Here is a 15,432-nt window from a genome sequence, read left to right as displayed (position 1 = left end):
ATGGCGTTTCAATCAAGGGCGTTGTGGCTGGCAGCCACGGCGATGGCGGCATGGGTACCGGCGGCGCAGGCGGCGGAAGCGGCGCAGGACGCCCGGACGCCGGCGGCGGAGGACCGCGAGGGCTGGGGCGAGGATATCGTGGTGACCGCCCAGAAGCGGAGCCAGAACCTGATCGACGTGCCGCAGTCCATCTCGGTCGTCTCGAGCCAGGTACTCGAGCAACGGCATGCGACGAGCCTGGTGGATTATGCGGCGCTCGTTCCCGGCCTGACCCTGCAGCAGCAGAATGCCGGCGAAACGCGCGTCATCCTGCGCGGCATCAACACCGGCGGCGCCAGCCCGACCGTCGCCATCTATATCGACGATACCCCCTTCGGATCGAGCACCAGCCAGACCAATGCCGCGCATCTTGCCGGGGACATCGACCCGTTCGACATCGAGCGGATCGAAGTCCTGCGGGGCCCGCAAGGCACGCTTTACGGGGCGAATTCGCTGGGCGGGATGCTCAAATATGTGACCGCGACGCCGAAGTTCGACCGTTTCTCCATCCGCGGCCAGGCCGGTGTCGAGACGGTCGACGGCGGCGGCACCGGCTGGTCCGGCAATGGCGTGGTCAATGTGCCACTGAGCGATACGCTCGCCGTCCGCGTCAGCGGCTTCTACCGCAAGACGCCCGGCTATATCGACGCGGTCGGCATCCCGGACCGCGACATCAACGATTCCGCCAGCTATGGCGGCCGCGCCTCGCTGCTGTTCAAGCCGAGCGACCGCTTTTCGGTCCGGCTGACCGCGATCGCGCAGAATATCCGCGCGCATGGCCGGGACGCCGTCGATGCCGATCCGCAGACGCTCACGCCGATCACGGCCGATCCCTTTACCGGTGCGGCGGGGGACGGCCTGGTTCGGTATCAGACGCTGCGGGAGAGCAACTCGGTCGATTACCGGCTCTATTCCGGTACGCTGGACTATGATTTCGGGCCGCTCAGCCTGACCTCGGTCACCAGCTACGCCACGTTGCGCCAGCATGAGGACATCGACGCCACGCCGTTGTTGGGCGACATCGCTCCCTTCTACGGCGCGGCGACGCCCTATGGCACGGACCAGCCGTCCAATATCAGCCAGAAGAAGTTCGCGCAGGAAGTGCGGCTGACATCCGCCAAGTCGGACAGTTTCGAATGGCTGATCGGCGGCTATTACACCCGCGAGCCGGGCCAGATCTATCAGCTCTACCGGCCGTTCGATCCCGCGACGGGGGCGTTCCTTCCCGAGGCCGGCACCATTCCGCAGGATCTGTTCGGTCCGGGCGTTCCCGCCAGCCCGCTTCCTTTCACCCATTTCCTGACGGCGCAGCTGGATTCGGTGTACAAGGAATATGCGGCGTTCGGCAGTGCGACATGGCATGTCACCCCGGCCTTCGATATCACCGGCGGGGTCCGGTACAGTCACAATGAGCAGCGCACGACCCAGAGCCTGGGGGGTGGATTCGCCGTGTTGCAGGGCGCCGACGCGACGCTGCTCGGCAACTCGTCGGAAGGGGTGTGGACCTGGTCGGTCTCGCCTCGGTACGAGATCAACGACCGGGTCGCGGTCTATGCGCGCGTCGCCAAGGGCTATCGGCCGGGTGGCCCCAATGTCGTTCCGCCCGGCGCGCCCGCCGATTATCCGGCGCAGTTCAGGGCCGATACGCTGATCAGCTATGAAGCCGGCGTGCGCGCGGAAACGCCCGACCGGACCTTCGGCATCGATGCCTCGGTCTATTATCTCGACTGGAAAGACACCCAGATCACGACCACCTTCGACACCGCGATCGGCCCGGTCACGGCGGACGGGAACGGCGAGGGCGCGAAGAGCTATGGTGCCGAAGTAACCGCGACGCTCCGGCCGATCCGCGGTATGTCGGTGGTCGGCTCGGTCGCGTACAACCACACCGACCTCAAGGGGAACATCCTGGTGGGCGGATCGGACGGCGACCAGCTTCCTTATGCGCCGCGCTGGAGTGCCAGCATGTCGGCAGACTATGACTGGGCGCTCAACGACCGGATGAACGCGTTCGTCGGCGGATCGGTCATGCTGGTGAGCGATCGCCCCGCGGACTTCGATTCGGGCTATCAGGCCACTTTCGGCCATCGCCTCATGCTCGACGGTTATGACAGCGTCGATCTGCGTGCCGGCATCGAGATGAAGCCGGTCACGCTGAGCGTCTATGCCAAGAACGTCACCAATTCGCGCGGGCAGACCTATGCCGGCATCTATAGCGGTCGCTATGCCGGGTTGATCGACCTCGCGATGATCCGCCCGCGCACCATCGGCCTCAGCCTGGGATTCGATTTCTGATGCATATTGGATTGATCGACCTCGCCACGCGCCTGCTCCGGCACGCGCTCCCGTCCCTGTTGCTGGTGGCGGTGCCGATCGCCGCGCAGGCACCGACCCAGCTCGACCCCATCAAGCCGCCTGCGTCCGAACAGCCTGCCGGCTCGGCGCCCGGCGTGCTCCCGGCAACGGGCGGCGCGCCGCTGACCGCGACCGATGTCGATGCCTGGCTCGACGGGCTGATGCCCTATGGCCTCGAATCGGGCGGCATCCCCGGCGCGGTGGTCGTGGTGGTCAAGGATGGCAAGGTCCTCACGCAGCGCGGCTTCGGCAAGGCGGACATGAAGACGGGCAAGCCGGTCGATCCGGCAGCGACGCTGTTCCGGCCCGGCTCGGTCTCGAAGCTGTTCACCTGGACGGCGGTGATGCAGCAGGTCCAGGCGGGCAAGCTCGATCTCGACAAGGACGTGAACACCTATCTCGACTTCAGGATTCCGCCCGCCTTCGGCAAGCCGATCACGCTTCGGAACCTGATGACGCACACCTCGGGCTTCGAGGAGACGGCGAAGTTCCTGATCACGACCGATCCGAAGGCGGTCAAGCCGCTCGGCGACGTGCTGAAGCGCTGGGTGCCGCACCGCATCTATGCGCCGGGCAGTACCGCGTCCTATTCCAACTATGGCGCGTCGCTCGCCGGCTATCTGGTCGAGCGCGTGTCGGGCGAGAAGTTCGAGGATTATGTCCAGCGCCACATCCTGACGCCGCTCAACATGCGCCATTCGAGCTTCGCCCAGCCGCTGCCGGCCGCGCTCGTACCCGGCATGGCGCAGGGGTATGAAGTCGCCTCGGGCGAGCCGCAGAAATTCGAGATCATCCCGATGTCGCCGGCCGGCGCGCTCTCCGCGACGGGCGCCGACATGGGGCAGTTCATGATCGCGCATCTCGCCCAGGGCGGGCCGCTGCTCAATCCGCAGACCGCGGCGCTGATGCATGCGACGGCCAACACCCCGATCCCGGGGCTGCCGGGCATGGCGCTGGGTTTCTATCATGAGGGCGCCAATGGCCTGAACATCGTCGGGCATGGCGGCGACACCAATTTCTTCCATTCCGACCTGCACCTCTATCTCGACAAGAATGTCGGCGTGTTCGTGTCGTTCAATGCGGGCGGCAAGGCGGGGGCGGCGCATATCCTGCGCGGCAAATTGTTCGACAGCTTCACCAACCGCTATTTTCCGCAAGCCAAACCACCGCTGCCGACCCTGGCCACCGCGGCCGAGCATGGGCGGACCCTGGCGGGCCATTATGTCAGCAGCCGCGGGTCGCTGACCAACTGGCTGCGCCTGGTGACTCTGCTCGGCGAGACGACGGTCGCGCTCAACGACGACAATACGATCACCGTTGCCGCCCTGACCGATGCCGCCGGTGCGCCGAAGCGCTGGCGCGAGGTGGCGCCCTGGCAGTGGCAGGAAGTCGGCGGCGAGGGCCGGCTCGGCGCGCTGGTCAAGGACGGCAAGGTCGTCAGCCTGTCTCCTGCCGAGTTCGCCCCGATCATCCTGTTCCTGCCGGCGTCCGGCTCGCTGAATGCCGGGTGGATCATTCCCATGCTGCTCGCCGCGCTGGCGGTGATGCTGGTGACGGCCTTGTCCTGGCCGATCGTGGCGCTGGTCCGCCGGCGGTACGGCTATCGCCCACAGATCGCTGGGCGGCCGCTGATGCTGCACCGCGCGACGCGGGTCACCGCATGGATCGCGGTGATCGTGGCGGGGGGCTGGATGGCGATGGTCGGCGTGCTGAGCAGCAACCTCGAGGCGCTCGACGGCCGGCTCGATATCTGGATGCGCCTGTTGCAGTTGCTGACGCTCGTCGCCGTCGCCGGCACGGTCCTGACCCTGTGGAACGCCTGGACGATGGCGCGCAGCCCGGAGCGCAAGCGGCTGGCGACGGCATGGACGGTGCTGGTCGCGCTCTCGGCGGTCTATCTGGTCTGGCTGGCGTTCAGCCTCAAGACGATGACCTTCGGCCTGAACTTCTAAGGCATGGCATCAGGCACATCGGTTCCGGCGGGGAAGGCGCTGTTCGGTCACCCGCCGGGCATGACCGTGCTATTCATGACTCAGATGTGGGCCGAATTCTCCTATTTCGGGCTGCAGGCACTGCTGGTCTATTACATGACTCAGCATCTCGGTTTCAGCCAGGGCAAGTCGTCGCTGATCTACGGCACATATGGCGCGGCCGCGTTCTTCAGCCCGTTCTTCGGGGGGATCATTGCCGATCGCTGGCTGGGCCGGAAGCGCAGCGTAGTGCTGGGCGGCGTGCTGATGATGCTCGGCCATTTCGCCATGGCGTTCGAGGCGCTGCTGTTCCCGGCGTTGGCGCTGGTCGCGATCGGCAACGGGCTCTTCATCCCGCCCCTGGCCGTCCAGGTCGGCAATCTTTACGCCGACAAGGATCCGCGCCAGACCCAGGCGTTCAGCGCTTATTATATGGGGATCAATCTCGGCGGGCTGCTCGCGCCTTTGGTGTGCGGCACGCTGGGCGAAATCTATGGCTGGCACTGGGGTTTCGCGGCGGCCGGCTTCGGCATGCTGGTCGGGCTCGCCGTGTATCTCGGTTTCGGGCATTTGCTGCCGCCCGATCCGCCGACGCGGTCGCGATCGCCGGGGGGCGTTCCCGTCGCGCTGACGAAGCCGGAATGGCGCAACCTTCGCCTGCTGGTGGCGATCGTCGCGGTCGTCGTGCTGTTCCGCATCGCGTACGAGCAGAGCGGCAACGTCATTGCGCTGTGGGTCGAGCATCAGACCGACCGGCATATCGCGCTGCTCGGATCGGGCGTCGAGATTCCGGCGACCTGGTTCCAGTCGATCAATCCGCTGCTGATCATCCTCGCGACGCCGTTCCTGATCCGCTTCTGGGCGAAGCGCGCCGAACGGCGCGGGCCGGCGAACCTGTTGCAGCGGATGAGCCTGGGCTGCGCGGTGGCGACGCTCGCGATGCTGGTGATGGTCGTCGCGGCGGCACTGAATGCCGAGACCGGCCAGCGCGTCGGGGCGGAATGGGTGACGGCCTATTTCATCCTGCTCACCCTGGGCGAGCTGATGGTGATCCCGGTCGGGCTGACGCTGGTCGGCGCGCTTTCGCCGGTGCAGGTCGCGGCGATGGCGATGGGCGCCTGGTATATCGCGAAGTTCCTCGGCAGCCTGCTCGCCGGCGCGATGGGGGCGTGGTGGGGCGCCATCCCGGCGACGCTGTTCTTCGGTGCAGGCGCGCTTTCGGTCGCGCTCGCCGCGGTGGTGCTGTTCGCGATGAGCCGCAGGACGCCGATCGAGATCGGCTGACCCGGGCGCTTTTTGAAGGCAAGTCCCGGGGTGTGTCGATCCGCCGGCGGGGCCATGTCATGATCCGCAAGAACGGAGCGATGACATGACCTATTCTTACAAGACGATCCCGTCGCCGGTCGGCGAGTTGAAGCTGGTCGCGCGCGACACCGGGCTGGCCGCGATCCTGTGGGAGAATGACCGGCCGGGCCGCGTGCGGTTGGGCGCAATGATCGAGGATGTGGACCATCCCGTGCTGGTCGAGACGGAGAAGCAACTCGGCGCCTATTTCGCCGGCACGCTGACCGCCTTCACCGTCCCGCTCGATTTCGCGGGCACCGATTTCCAGAAGAGCGTGTGGCATGCGCTGCTGACCATCCCGTTCGGCGAGACGCGCAGCTATGCCGAGATCGCGCGGCAGATTGGCCGGCCGAGCGCAGTGCGCGCGGTCGGTGCGGCGAACGGCAGGAATCCCATCTCGATCATCGCGCCCTGCCATAGGGTGATCGGATCGAACGGCGCGCTGACCGGCTTTGCCGGCGGGCTTGCCGCGAAGGAGCGGCTGCTCGGGCTCGAAAGCGGGCAGGCGGCGTGATCGACTGGGAGGCAGTCCGGGCGGATCTGGACGGGCAGGGCTGGGCGATCCTGCCCGGCCTGCTTTCCGCCGCCGAGTGCGACGCGACGGCCGCGCTCTACGGCCCGGGGCCGATGTTCCGCAGCCATGTGGCGATGGCGCGGCACGGCTTCGGGTCGGGCGAATATCGCTATTTCGCCTATCCCCTGCCGCCGCTCGTGGCGGGCCTGCGCGCGGCGCTCTATCCGCGGCTCGCGCCGATCGCCAATCGCTGGAACGAGCGGATGGGGATCGATATACGCTTCCCTGACGCGCATGCCGATTTCCTCGACCGCTGCCATGAGGCGGGACAGGTCCGGCCGACGCCGCTGCTGCTCCGTTACGGCGCGGGCGACTATAACTGCCTGCACCAGGACCTGTATGGCGAGCATGTCTTCCCGCTGCAGGTCGCGATCCTGTTGTCGGCGCCGGGCGAGGATTTCACCGGCGGCGCGTTCGTGCTGACCGAGCAGCGCCCGCGCATGCAGTCGCGCGCCGACGTCGTGCCGCTGGCCAAAGGCGATGCCGTGGTCTTCGCGGTCAGCCAGCGGCCGCACCGGGGTTCGCGCGGCGACTACCGCGTGACGATGCGGCATGGCGTCAGCACGTTGCGGTCGGGGCATCGCCACACGCTGGGCGTCATCTTCCACGATGCTCACTGATGGCGAGGCGATCCTAAACCAAGGTGTGGATTATATCGTCCCGGCCAAAGCCTATCTGACGAGGCGGGCGGCACCTGCCGTCCCCGACTTCGAGGAGACGCTTGATGACCAGCCCGACCATCGCCGAACGCTTTCTGGGGACCCCGACCGATCTCGGCACCGAGGCGACGCGCGACATTTCCGCCGGGCTTGCCGGGCTGCTCGCCGATGTGTTCGCGCTCTACCTCAAGACCAAGAATTTCCACTGGCACATGAGCGGCCCGAATTTCCGGGATTATCACCTGCTGCTCGACGAGCAGGGCGACCAGATCTTCGCGATGACCGATGCGATCGCGGAGCGCGCGCGCAAGATCGGCGGGACGACGATCCGCTCGATCTCCGACATCGCCGGCCGCCAGCGCATCCTCGACAACAATGCCGATTATGTCGACCCGCAGGACATGCTGGCCGAGCTGCACGGCGACAACAAGCAGCTCGTCGCCGAGATGCGCCGGGTACACGCGCTGTGCGACGACTATGCCGATGTCGCGACCGCCAGCCTGCTTGAAGTCTGGATCGACGAGACCGAGCGCCGCAGCTGGTTCCTCTATGAGAGTTGCCGGTCCCCAGTCTCCCGCTGAGGGACGGCCGCGGCGGCGCGCCTTCCCTCCCCCCGGTCCGGGCGCGTCGCCGCGAAACTATTGGAGCGAAATTTGCGGCGGCGGGCCTGGCTCGTCGCCAATTCCTTGCGTGTGGGCCGAGCCGAAACATCCCCTTTCCGTTCGTGTCGAGCGACGTCGAGACACTTGGTTGGGTTCGACGCAGGTTTCTCGACTTCGCTCGACACGAACGGAAAGGGGGATTGTAGACGGCTGGACTAATTCGCCGCCCGCTCGATCGCCTCGATCAGCGCATCCGGATCGATCGGCTTGGACAGGAACGCCACGGCCCCCGCCGCCAGCGCCTGGTCCCGCGCCGCGTCGGTCGGATAGGCGGTCATCACGATCACCGGATGGCGCCACCCGCGCCGCACGATCTCGGCCTGCAGTTCGAGGCCGGTCATGCCTGGCATGTGCAGGTCGGTCACGATGCAGGCGATCTGGCCTTCCAGCCCGCAGCCGAGCAGCGCCTCGCCGCCGGAAAAGCATCGCGGCGTCAGGCCGGCCGACCGCATCAGGCTGTTCAGGCTGCCCCGCACGCCCGGATCGTCGTCGACGATCGCGATGAGGGGGGATGCGGTCACGGTGGATACTCCAGTCACGATAAGGGCCTAACGCCGGGGTCAGTCCTCCGGATGCGCCGCGCCGAAGAATTCCACCATTATACTCAGGCGTTAAACCGGTGGATCGACTCGTCGCGCACGCCGAGCTGTTCGGCCATGCGGACGAGGTCGGCGAGCGACTGCGCCTCCATCTTGCGCATCACATTGCCGCGGTGGATCTTCACCGTGATCTCCGACAGGGCCAGCCGGCCGGCGACCTGCTTGTTCATCAGGCCAGTGACGACCAGCCCCATCACTTCGCTCTCGCGCGGCGTCAGCGAGGCGTAGAGTTGCTTCAGCCGCTCGCTGCCGGCCGATTCGGCGCGCCGCGCCCGGTCGCGCTCGATCGCGGCGGCGACGGCTTCGAGCATCTGGTCCTCGCTGAACGGCTTGGGCAGGAAATCGACCGCGCCCGCCTTCATCGCGCGCACCGTCATCGGGATATCGCCATGCCCGGTGATCAGGATCACCGGGATATGGATTCCCCGCGCGGCAAGGCCCTCCTGGAAATCGAGTCCGTTCTCGCCCTTGAGCCGGATGTCGAGCACCAGGCAGGAAGGAAGGCCCGGCACGCCCGCGGCAAGGAAGGAAGCGGGCGACTCGTGAAGCGCGACCGCGAGCCCGGTCGAGCGGAACAGGCTGCCGAGCGCGCCGCGTACATCATCGTCGTCGTCGATGACGCACACACAGCCCTGGTCGATGCTCATGCCACGGCCCTTTCGTCGTCGGCGACGGGCAGGCGGAAGCGAAAGCTCGCGCCGCCCTCGGGGTTGTTGCCGGCGGTCAGGCTGCCGCCATGCTGCTCCAGGATCGACCGGCAGATCGACAGGCCCATGCCCATGCCGTCCGCTTTGGTGGTGAAGAAGGGGCGGAACAGCGCCTCCGGATCGTCGCCGGCAATGCCGGGGCCGCAATCGCGCACCGCCACGGTCACGCCGCCGGCGTCGGTCTCGGCGTCGAGGCACAGGTCGCGGCGGTCGAGCGGGTTCTGGCCCATGGCCTGCTCCGCGTTGAGCATCAGGTTCATCAGCACCTGCTGGATCTGCACCCGGTCGCCCGTCACTTCGGGCAGGCCCGCCGGGATCGCGGCCTGGACCGTCACATGGTTTGCCTGGAAATCGCGGTCGAGCAGCGCGATCGTCTCCTCGATCAGCGCGGCGAGATCGATGCGGCTCTGTTTCGGCTCGGCCCGGCGGGCGAGGTTGCGGATGCGCTCGATCACGCTCGCGGCACGCGTGCCGTTGGAGGCGATATGGTCGAGGCAGTCGGACACTTCCGCCGCGCCCGGCGCCTCGCGCGCCAGCCAGCGCTTGCCCGATTTGGCATAGGTAATGATTGCCGACAGCGGCTGGTTGACCTCATGCGCGATCGAGGCTGCGAGCTGGCCGAGCGTGGTGATGCGCGCGACGTGAGTCAGTTCGGCCTGGGCCTGGGCGAAACGCGCCTGGGCGCGGTTCCGCTCGGTGACGTCGAGCGCCATGAGCAGCACGCGCGACCAGCCCCGATTGTCCTGCGGCAGGGTCACGCGCAGCACCACGTCGACGGTCTCGCCCGACAGCGTGCGGAACTGCGATTCCTCTTCGATCCATTCCTCGCCGCGCTTCAATGCGTTGAAGATGCGGATCAGTGCCACGCCGCCGAGCGGCGTATAGTGGCGGAAGATGCCACCGGCGATCAGCGTCTCGCGGTCGGGCAGGCCGAACAGCAGTGCGGCGGCCAGATTGGCGTCGCGCAGGCGCGCGCCGCGTGCCGCCTGTTCGACCAGCTCCTGGTCGGCCTCGCGTCCGTCCCGCAACAGGGCAAAGGCCGTCGACCAGTCCGATTCCCAGATCGGGAAGCCGGCGGCGTTGAAGATGGTGCGATAGCGTTCCTCGGACCGGCGCCGCGCCTCGATGTCCGACAGATGCCGGGCCGACAAGATGGTGGTGATGCCGATCGCGACGAGGCTGACGACGAGCCGCATCGCGGGGGAGCCGAGCGGCTCGGCCCAGTGGCTCATGACATAGCCGATCATGGCGAGCAGTGCGCAGACCAGGCCGGCGGCGATCACCATGATGCGATCGTTGCTGCGCGAGGCGATCAGCACGACCGTGGTGTAGAGCACGGCGACCGCGCCTTGCAGCGGGCTCAATATGTCGAGCGCCAGGATGCCGAGCGCCACGACCATCGCCGTCGCGGTGCGCAGGCGGGCGGCCAGTCGCCTTCCCTCCCGGTCTCCGCGCATCATCGTCTCCCGCCACCGCCGGGGCCATCCCGACCAGACGGGTTCCACGCTGAACGAGAGGGTGCGCGAGCGCAACAGTTCCGATTGGTGGGACCAGGGGATCATCGCGTCCCGACGCACAGTTCGAAACAGGTGCCGGGGTTGGCGTCGAGCCAGGCATGATGGCCGCCCAGCCGCGCCGCCATCATGCCGACCAGCCGGCCGCCCAGGCCGGTTCCCCTTGCGGCCTGGTTCGGGTCGCGGCCCCGGCCGCAATCCCTGACCTCGAGCAGATAGCCGCCGCCCGCGCCCACGCGCAGCACGACGCTGACGATGCCGGCTTCACCCGGCGCATAGGCGTGCTTGAAGGCGTTGGTGACGATCTCCGACACGATGATGCCGACCGACGTGGCCTCATCCGCCGGCACGAGCACGCCGGCGGCGTGCACGATCACGAAGCGGCCGGCGGCGCTGTCGGCGACGCTTTGCTCCAGCTCGCCGCCAAGCTCGTCGAGATAGGTGCCGAGATTGACCATGGCCGCCTGGTGCGACCGGTAGAGCTGGCGATGGACACCGGCGATCGCGCCGATCCGGCGGAGCGTCATGTCGAACGCGGCGGCGGCCACCGGATCCTGGATGCCGCGCGCTTCGGCCGAGACCATCGCGGAGAGCAGCTGGAGGCTGTTCGCCACGCGGTGGTTGACCTCGTCGGCGGTGCTGGGTTCGGGCGCCGGCGGCAGGACGGTCACACGGGCATCCTGCGCAACGCGGTCGATGGTGGTCATCATCATGACGGTCCCCTCCGGGCAGCACTCCCGCTGCCGAGGACTGCAGTGATCCCCGATCGTCGCCGGGCGGGCCATCATACGGTGGTTTAGGGTCGGACCACCCCTTGGTATGATGGCAACAGCCCATCGTGCGGCAGATATCCGGCGTCATCATAACCGAGAGGAATAGTGTCATGATGGATCGCCGGACTTTCACCCTGACCCTGGGTGCCGCCATGGCGAGCGCCGCGCTTGCGCCGGTCGCCCGCGCCGCCGCGCCCGCCATCCGTAACGTCGTTCTGGTGCACGGCGCTTATGCCGACGGATCGAGCTGGAGCGCGGTCATCCCGCTGCTCCAGGCGGCGGGCATGAAGGTGACCGCGGTGCAGAACCCGCTGACCTCGCTCGCCGACGACGTCGCCGCAACAAAGCGGGCGATCGCGTTGCAGGACGGGCCGATGGTGCTGGCGGGTCACAGCTATGCCGGCATGGTGATCAGCGAAGCCGGTGCCGATCCCAGGGTTGCCGCCCTGGTCTATGTCGCCGCCCGCGCGCCCGATGCGGGCGAGGATTATCCGGCACTGACGAAGCAGTTTCCGACGCCGCCGGCCTCGGCCGGGCTGACTCATGCCGGTGGCTTTGCCCAGTTGAGCGAGGAGGCGTTCCTGCGCGACTTCGCCAATGGCGTCGATCCAGTGCGCGCCCGTGCGCTCTACGCCGTGCAGGGGCCGATTGCTGACACCTTGTTCGACAGCCGCACCACCCAGGCGGCGTGGCGCAGCAAGCCGAGCTTCTATGCCGTGTCGCGCAACGACCGCACGACCAATCCCGACCTGGAGCGCTTCCTCGCGCGGCGGATGAAGGCGGCGACCATCGAGCTCGACTCAGGTCATTTGTCGCTCGTCACCCATCCGCGCGAGATCGCCGGGCTGATCCTGCGCGCCGCCGATGGCGGCGCGGCCTGATCGCCGGTTAGTCGAGCCGGTTCTCAGAACCGCTCGCCGACCATCTCCTCGCTCTTTGCCCAGAGCGCGCGGGCATGGTCGGGGTCGAGCGCATAGGCGCGCACGCCGCCGCGAATGCCTTCGCCCTCGACGATCTCGGCGACATGGCAATCCTCGCAATATCTGCCGCCGACCTCTTCCGGGGCGGCGACGATCGCGGCCCAGACCGAGGTCGCGGCGCCTTGCGGGATGGTCTTGAAGCGGAAAGCCTCGGCGCCTGCCGCCTTCTGGGCTTCGTTGATCGATGCGATCAGTGTCTCCATCGCCTCCTGCGTCATGTGGCGCGCGAGCTCGGTATGGATGCCGCCGGGATGGACCGCCGTCGCGCGGATGCCCTGGTCCTTGTGGCGCCGGTCGAACTCGACCGCGAACAGCGCATTGGCGGTCTTGGACCGGCCATAAGCGACGAACTCGGCATAGGGCGTATGCTCGAAATTCGGATCGTCGAGATCGACATCGGCGAAGCGGTGCCCGGCCGAGGACAGGTTCACCAGCCGCCCGCCCGGATTGATCAGCGAGGCGATGCGGTTGACCAGCACGAAATGGCCGAGATGGTTGGTGCCGAACTGAGTCTCGAAGCCGTCGGCGGTTTTGCCCTGCGGGGTGGCCATCACGCCCGCATTGGCGATCACCACGTCGAAGCGGCGGCCATCGGCGAGCAGCGCATCGGCGCAGGCGCGCACGCTGGCGAGATTCGCCAGGTCGAGCTCGATCAGGTCGAGGCCGCCGCCATTGGCGGCCTGCTCGCGGACCACCTCGGTCGCGCGGTGTGTCTTGTCGAGGTCGCGGGCGGCGCCGACGACCTGTGCGCCATGCGCGGCGAGGACGCGCGCGGTCTCGACGCCGAGGCCGGCCGAGACGCCGGTCACCAGGATGCGCTTGCCGCGCAGGGATACGCCGTCGAGGACCTCGTCAGTGGTCGTGGTGTCGCCGAAAATGCTGCTCATGGGAGATCTCCTTGGAGAGGGGGCATTGCGGCGCCTATCTGGTCGCCGGACGCGCGAACCGGACGCCCGATCGTGTCGAGTTCTTGCCTGATCCTCTCAGTCCCCCGTTCGCGGCGCTTGTTTCGCGGGCCGCGTGCGCCATGTTGCGCCCATGCGGGAACAGCTCGATCGATTGTGCGCCCTCGCGCTGCGGCATCAGGGCGATGGCGAACGCGGCAGAGTCATTCCGCGCCTCGGCATTCATGTCAGCGGCGCTCCCACCGGCGCTTTGCCCGGCATGTACGAACCGATGATCTGCATCGTGCTGCAAGGAGAAAAGCAGGTGATGATCGGCGACCGCCTGCTCCAATATGGTGCCGGGGATCAGCTGATCGCCTCGATCGACCTGCCCGTATCGGGGTGCATCGTGAAGGCGAGTCCCGACCGGCCCTATATCGTCGTCGGCATGGCGCTGAACCAGGACATGGTGACGTCGCTGTTGTCGGAGCTGCCGCCCCGGGCGGAGGAGCCGACCGCCGGCTTCGCCGTCGGCGCGGCGAGCCCGGCCTTGCTCGACAGCTGGGGCCGGCTGCTCGCGCTGTTCGAGACGCCGGAGGACGTGCCGGTGCTCGCGCCGATGCTCGAGCGCGAGATCCTGTACCGAATCCTGCAGGGGCCACAGGGCGGCATGCTCCGCCAGGCGGCGATCACCGACAGCCGCCTGTCGCAGATACGCGCCGCGATCGGCTGGATCAGGAGCCATTTCGACAAGCCGCTCCGGATCGAGGCGCTCGCCGATATCGCCGGGATGAGCCTCGCGTCCTTCCACCGGCACTTCAAGGCGGCGACGGCGATGAGCCCGCTGCAATATCAGAAGTCGCTCCGCCTTCATCAGGCGCGGCGCCTGCTGATCGCCAGCGCCGACGCGTCGCGCGCGGCCTATTCGGTCGGTTATGAAAGCGCCTCGCAGTTCAGCCGGGAATATGCGCGGATGTTCGGCTGCCCGCCGGCGCGCGACGCGGAGCGGCTGCGCGGGCAGGGGCTTGTTCAGGCCATCGTCGCGGCGTGAGTCGCACGGCAGCTATGGCGTCGGCCTGTCCGGCGCGCTAGGGTTTGTGGATTATATATCCTATAGGAGCGGGTTCGGTGACAATCAGCATATGTCGGTCGGCGGCACTTTCGGCCGCCCTGGTTCTCGGCGGCGTCGCGGCGGTGCCGGCCCAGGCGCAGGATTGCCGGTCGATCGCCGATCCGACTCAGCGCCTCGCCTGTTACGACCGGCAGCAGGGCGTACCGGCCGAGGTGCCCGCACCGGCCGCCGAGCCGGCCCAGCCGGTCAACCGCACCGGCCTGCGCGAGGCCAAACCGCCCAAGCCGCCCAAGGCTGCCAAGGCGGCGCAGGCGAAATCCGGGTTCACCAGCACGATCGTCGGCATCTCGCCGCTGAACTTCGGCCTGTTCGAGCTGCGCCTGGCGGACGGCAGCGTGTGGAGCACCACGACCAGCAGCGGCCGCCGGCCGGTGGTAGGCGACGTCGTATCCTATCGCCGCAGCATGCTCGGCGCGCATTTCTTCGACATCAAGGGCCAGGGCCCGGTGACGGTGCGCCGCGAGCGGTAAAGCAATAGCTCCCCTCCGTTCGGGCTGAGCTTGTCGAAGCCCTGCTCTTCTCTTCCTGGGAAGAAAGAACAGCCCTTCGACAGGCTCAGGGCGAACAGAGGGATTTCAGCCACCCCCCAGCACGTTGATCGAAAACGCCAGCACGCCGATGTTGAACACGAAGGCGGCGAGGCAGTGGCCGATCACCACGCGGCGGATGCGCGGCGACGTTATCTGGCTGTCGGACGTCTGGAAGGTCATGCCCAGGGTGAAGCTGAAATAGACGAAGTCCCAATAATCGGGCTCCTTGGTGTCGGGAATCTCGATGCCCCCGGCATCCCCGCCGCCGCCGCCGCGCGAATAGTACATATGCGCATAATGCAGTGCGTAGATGGTGTTCGAGAACAGCCAGGCCAGCACCAGGGTGGCGACGAGCAGGGCCGTGGTGAGCGGACTGCCCTTGCCGTTCATCATCTCGCTCGCGACCGAGACGAGCACGACCAGCGAAACCACGGCGCTCAACCCCAGCAACAACGCGCGATTGGCGTCATTGTCCTTGGCGCGCTGTCGCATATCGTCTGCGCGGTGACGCAGCAGGGGGGCGACGATCACCAGGAACAATGCGCTGGCGATGTCGAACGCGGCCATGGTGCCCAGGCCCTTGCCCATCCGCGGGATGAGGATCGCGAGGCCCGCCACGAACACCAGCACGAAGATGACGAATCGGGTCGGCGCGATCTTCCTGCCGAGCTGCATGGCATCATCCTCGAATATGCGCCGTCGGGTCTGAT

Annotated in this window: 15 protein-coding genes; 9 read left to right on the top strand and 6 right to left on the bottom strand. The window is 67.4% G+C overall.

Annotated features, from left to right (window positions below; translation table 11 throughout):
• The 6 genes from AC1DX5_RS04735 to AC1DX5_RS04710 all read left to right on the top strand — a co-directional run bounded on the left by AC1DX5_RS04735 (position 1) and on the right by AC1DX5_RS04710 (position 7,522).
• On the top strand, positions 1-2,334 hold the full coding sequence (locus AC1DX5_RS04735) for a TonB-dependent receptor (protein WP_478014381.1): 2,334 nt from the start codon (positions 1-3) through the stop codon (positions 2,332-2,334).
• Positions 2,334-4,346: a serine hydrolase domain-containing protein gene (locus AC1DX5_RS04730; RefSeq protein WP_478014380.1), complete on the top strand. Its 2,013-nt coding sequence runs from the start codon at positions 2,334-2,336 to the stop codon at positions 4,344-4,346. The genes AC1DX5_RS04735 and AC1DX5_RS04730 overlap by 1 nt, the downstream gene beginning before the upstream one ends.
• Positions 4,347-4,349: 3 nt before the next feature.
• Positions 4,350-5,648, top strand: a complete 1,299-nt coding sequence (locus AC1DX5_RS04725; protein ID WP_478014379.1) for a peptide MFS transporter — start codon at positions 4,350-4,352, stop codon at positions 5,646-5,648.
• An 85-nt stretch (positions 5,649-5,733) separates the two neighbouring features.
• A complete protein-coding gene (locus AC1DX5_RS04720; protein WP_478014378.1) occupies positions 5,734-6,222 on the top strand; it encodes a methylated-DNA--[protein]-cysteine S-methyltransferase in 489 nt (162 codons plus the stop codon).
• Complete coding sequence (locus AC1DX5_RS04715) at positions 6,219-6,902, top strand: 2OG-Fe(II) oxygenase (protein WP_478014377.1); 684 nt, start codon at positions 6,219-6,221, stop codon at positions 6,900-6,902. Before AC1DX5_RS04720 ends, AC1DX5_RS04715 begins: the two co-directional genes overlap by 4 nt.
• Before the next feature lie 104 nt (positions 6,903-7,006).
• Positions 7,007-7,522 carry a Dps family protein gene (locus tag AC1DX5_RS04710; RefSeq protein WP_465170817.1) on the top strand — a complete coding sequence of 172 codons (516 nt, stop codon included), beginning with the start codon at positions 7,007-7,009 and terminating at the stop codon, positions 7,520-7,522.
• Positions 7,523-7,758: 236 nt separating this feature from the next.
• Here AC1DX5_RS04710 and AC1DX5_RS04705 read toward each other — a convergent pair whose 3' ends face one another.
• The 4 genes from AC1DX5_RS04705 to AC1DX5_RS04690 all read right to left on the bottom strand — a co-directional run bounded on the left by AC1DX5_RS04705 (position 7,759) and on the right by AC1DX5_RS04690 (position 11,136).
• A complete protein-coding gene (locus tag AC1DX5_RS04705; RefSeq protein ID WP_465170816.1) occupies positions 7,759-8,124 on the bottom strand; it encodes a response regulator transcription factor in 366 nt (121 codons plus the stop codon).
• Positions 8,125-8,207: 83 nt separating this feature from the next.
• Complete coding sequence (locus tag AC1DX5_RS04700) at positions 8,208-8,849, bottom strand: response regulator transcription factor (RefSeq protein ID WP_465170815.1); 642 nt, start codon at positions 8,847-8,849, stop codon at positions 8,208-8,210.
• Entirely contained in the window at positions 8,846-10,369 is a 1,524-nt protein-coding gene (locus AC1DX5_RS04695) for a sensor histidine kinase (RefSeq protein WP_478014376.1), read from the bottom strand. Before AC1DX5_RS04695 ends, AC1DX5_RS04700 begins: the two co-directional genes overlap by 4 nt.
• 98 nt (positions 10,370-10,467) lie before the next feature.
• Positions 10,468-11,136, bottom strand: coding sequence for a sensor histidine kinase (locus AC1DX5_RS04690; RefSeq protein WP_478014375.1), 669 nt, complete (start codon positions 11,134-11,136; stop codon positions 10,468-10,470).
• Between the two features lie 170 nt (positions 11,137-11,306).
• Here AC1DX5_RS04690 and AC1DX5_RS04685 point away from each other — a divergent pair, with 170 nt between their 5' ends.
• A complete protein-coding gene (locus tag AC1DX5_RS04685) occupies positions 11,307-12,077 on the top strand; it encodes an alpha/beta fold hydrolase (RefSeq protein ID WP_478014374.1) in 771 nt (256 codons plus the stop codon).
• A 23-nt stretch (positions 12,078-12,100) separates the two neighbouring features.
• On the opposite strand, the gene AC1DX5_RS04680 is transcribed toward AC1DX5_RS04685, so the two are convergent.
• Positions 12,101-13,063 carry an SDR family NAD(P)-dependent oxidoreductase gene (locus tag AC1DX5_RS04680; RefSeq protein WP_478014373.1) on the bottom strand — a complete coding sequence of 321 codons (963 nt, stop codon included), beginning with the start codon at positions 13,061-13,063 and terminating at the stop codon, positions 12,101-12,103.
• 151 nt (positions 13,064-13,214) lie between these two features.
• Here AC1DX5_RS04680 and AC1DX5_RS04675 point away from each other — a divergent pair, with 151 nt between their 5' ends.
• Entirely contained in the window at positions 13,215-14,111 is an 897-nt protein-coding gene (locus AC1DX5_RS04675; RefSeq protein WP_465170810.1) for an AraC family transcriptional regulator, read from the top strand.
• A 77-nt stretch (positions 14,112-14,188) separates the two neighbouring features.
• Complete coding sequence (locus tag AC1DX5_RS04670) at positions 14,189-14,662, top strand: hypothetical protein (protein WP_465170809.1); 474 nt, start codon at positions 14,189-14,191, stop codon at positions 14,660-14,662.
• Between the two features lie 105 nt (positions 14,663-14,767).
• On the opposite strand, the gene AC1DX5_RS04665 is transcribed toward AC1DX5_RS04670, so the two are convergent.
• Entirely contained in the window at positions 14,768-15,397 is a 630-nt protein-coding gene (locus tag AC1DX5_RS04665) for a DUF1345 domain-containing protein (RefSeq protein WP_465170808.1), read from the bottom strand.
• Positions 15,398-15,432 lie beyond the last annotated feature (35 nt).

Source organism: Sphingomonas sp. P2_B6 (assembly GCF_056404755.1).
The sequence above is the reverse complement of the archived record's forward strand: the minus strand, read 5'-3'. Positions and strand labels throughout refer to the sequence as shown.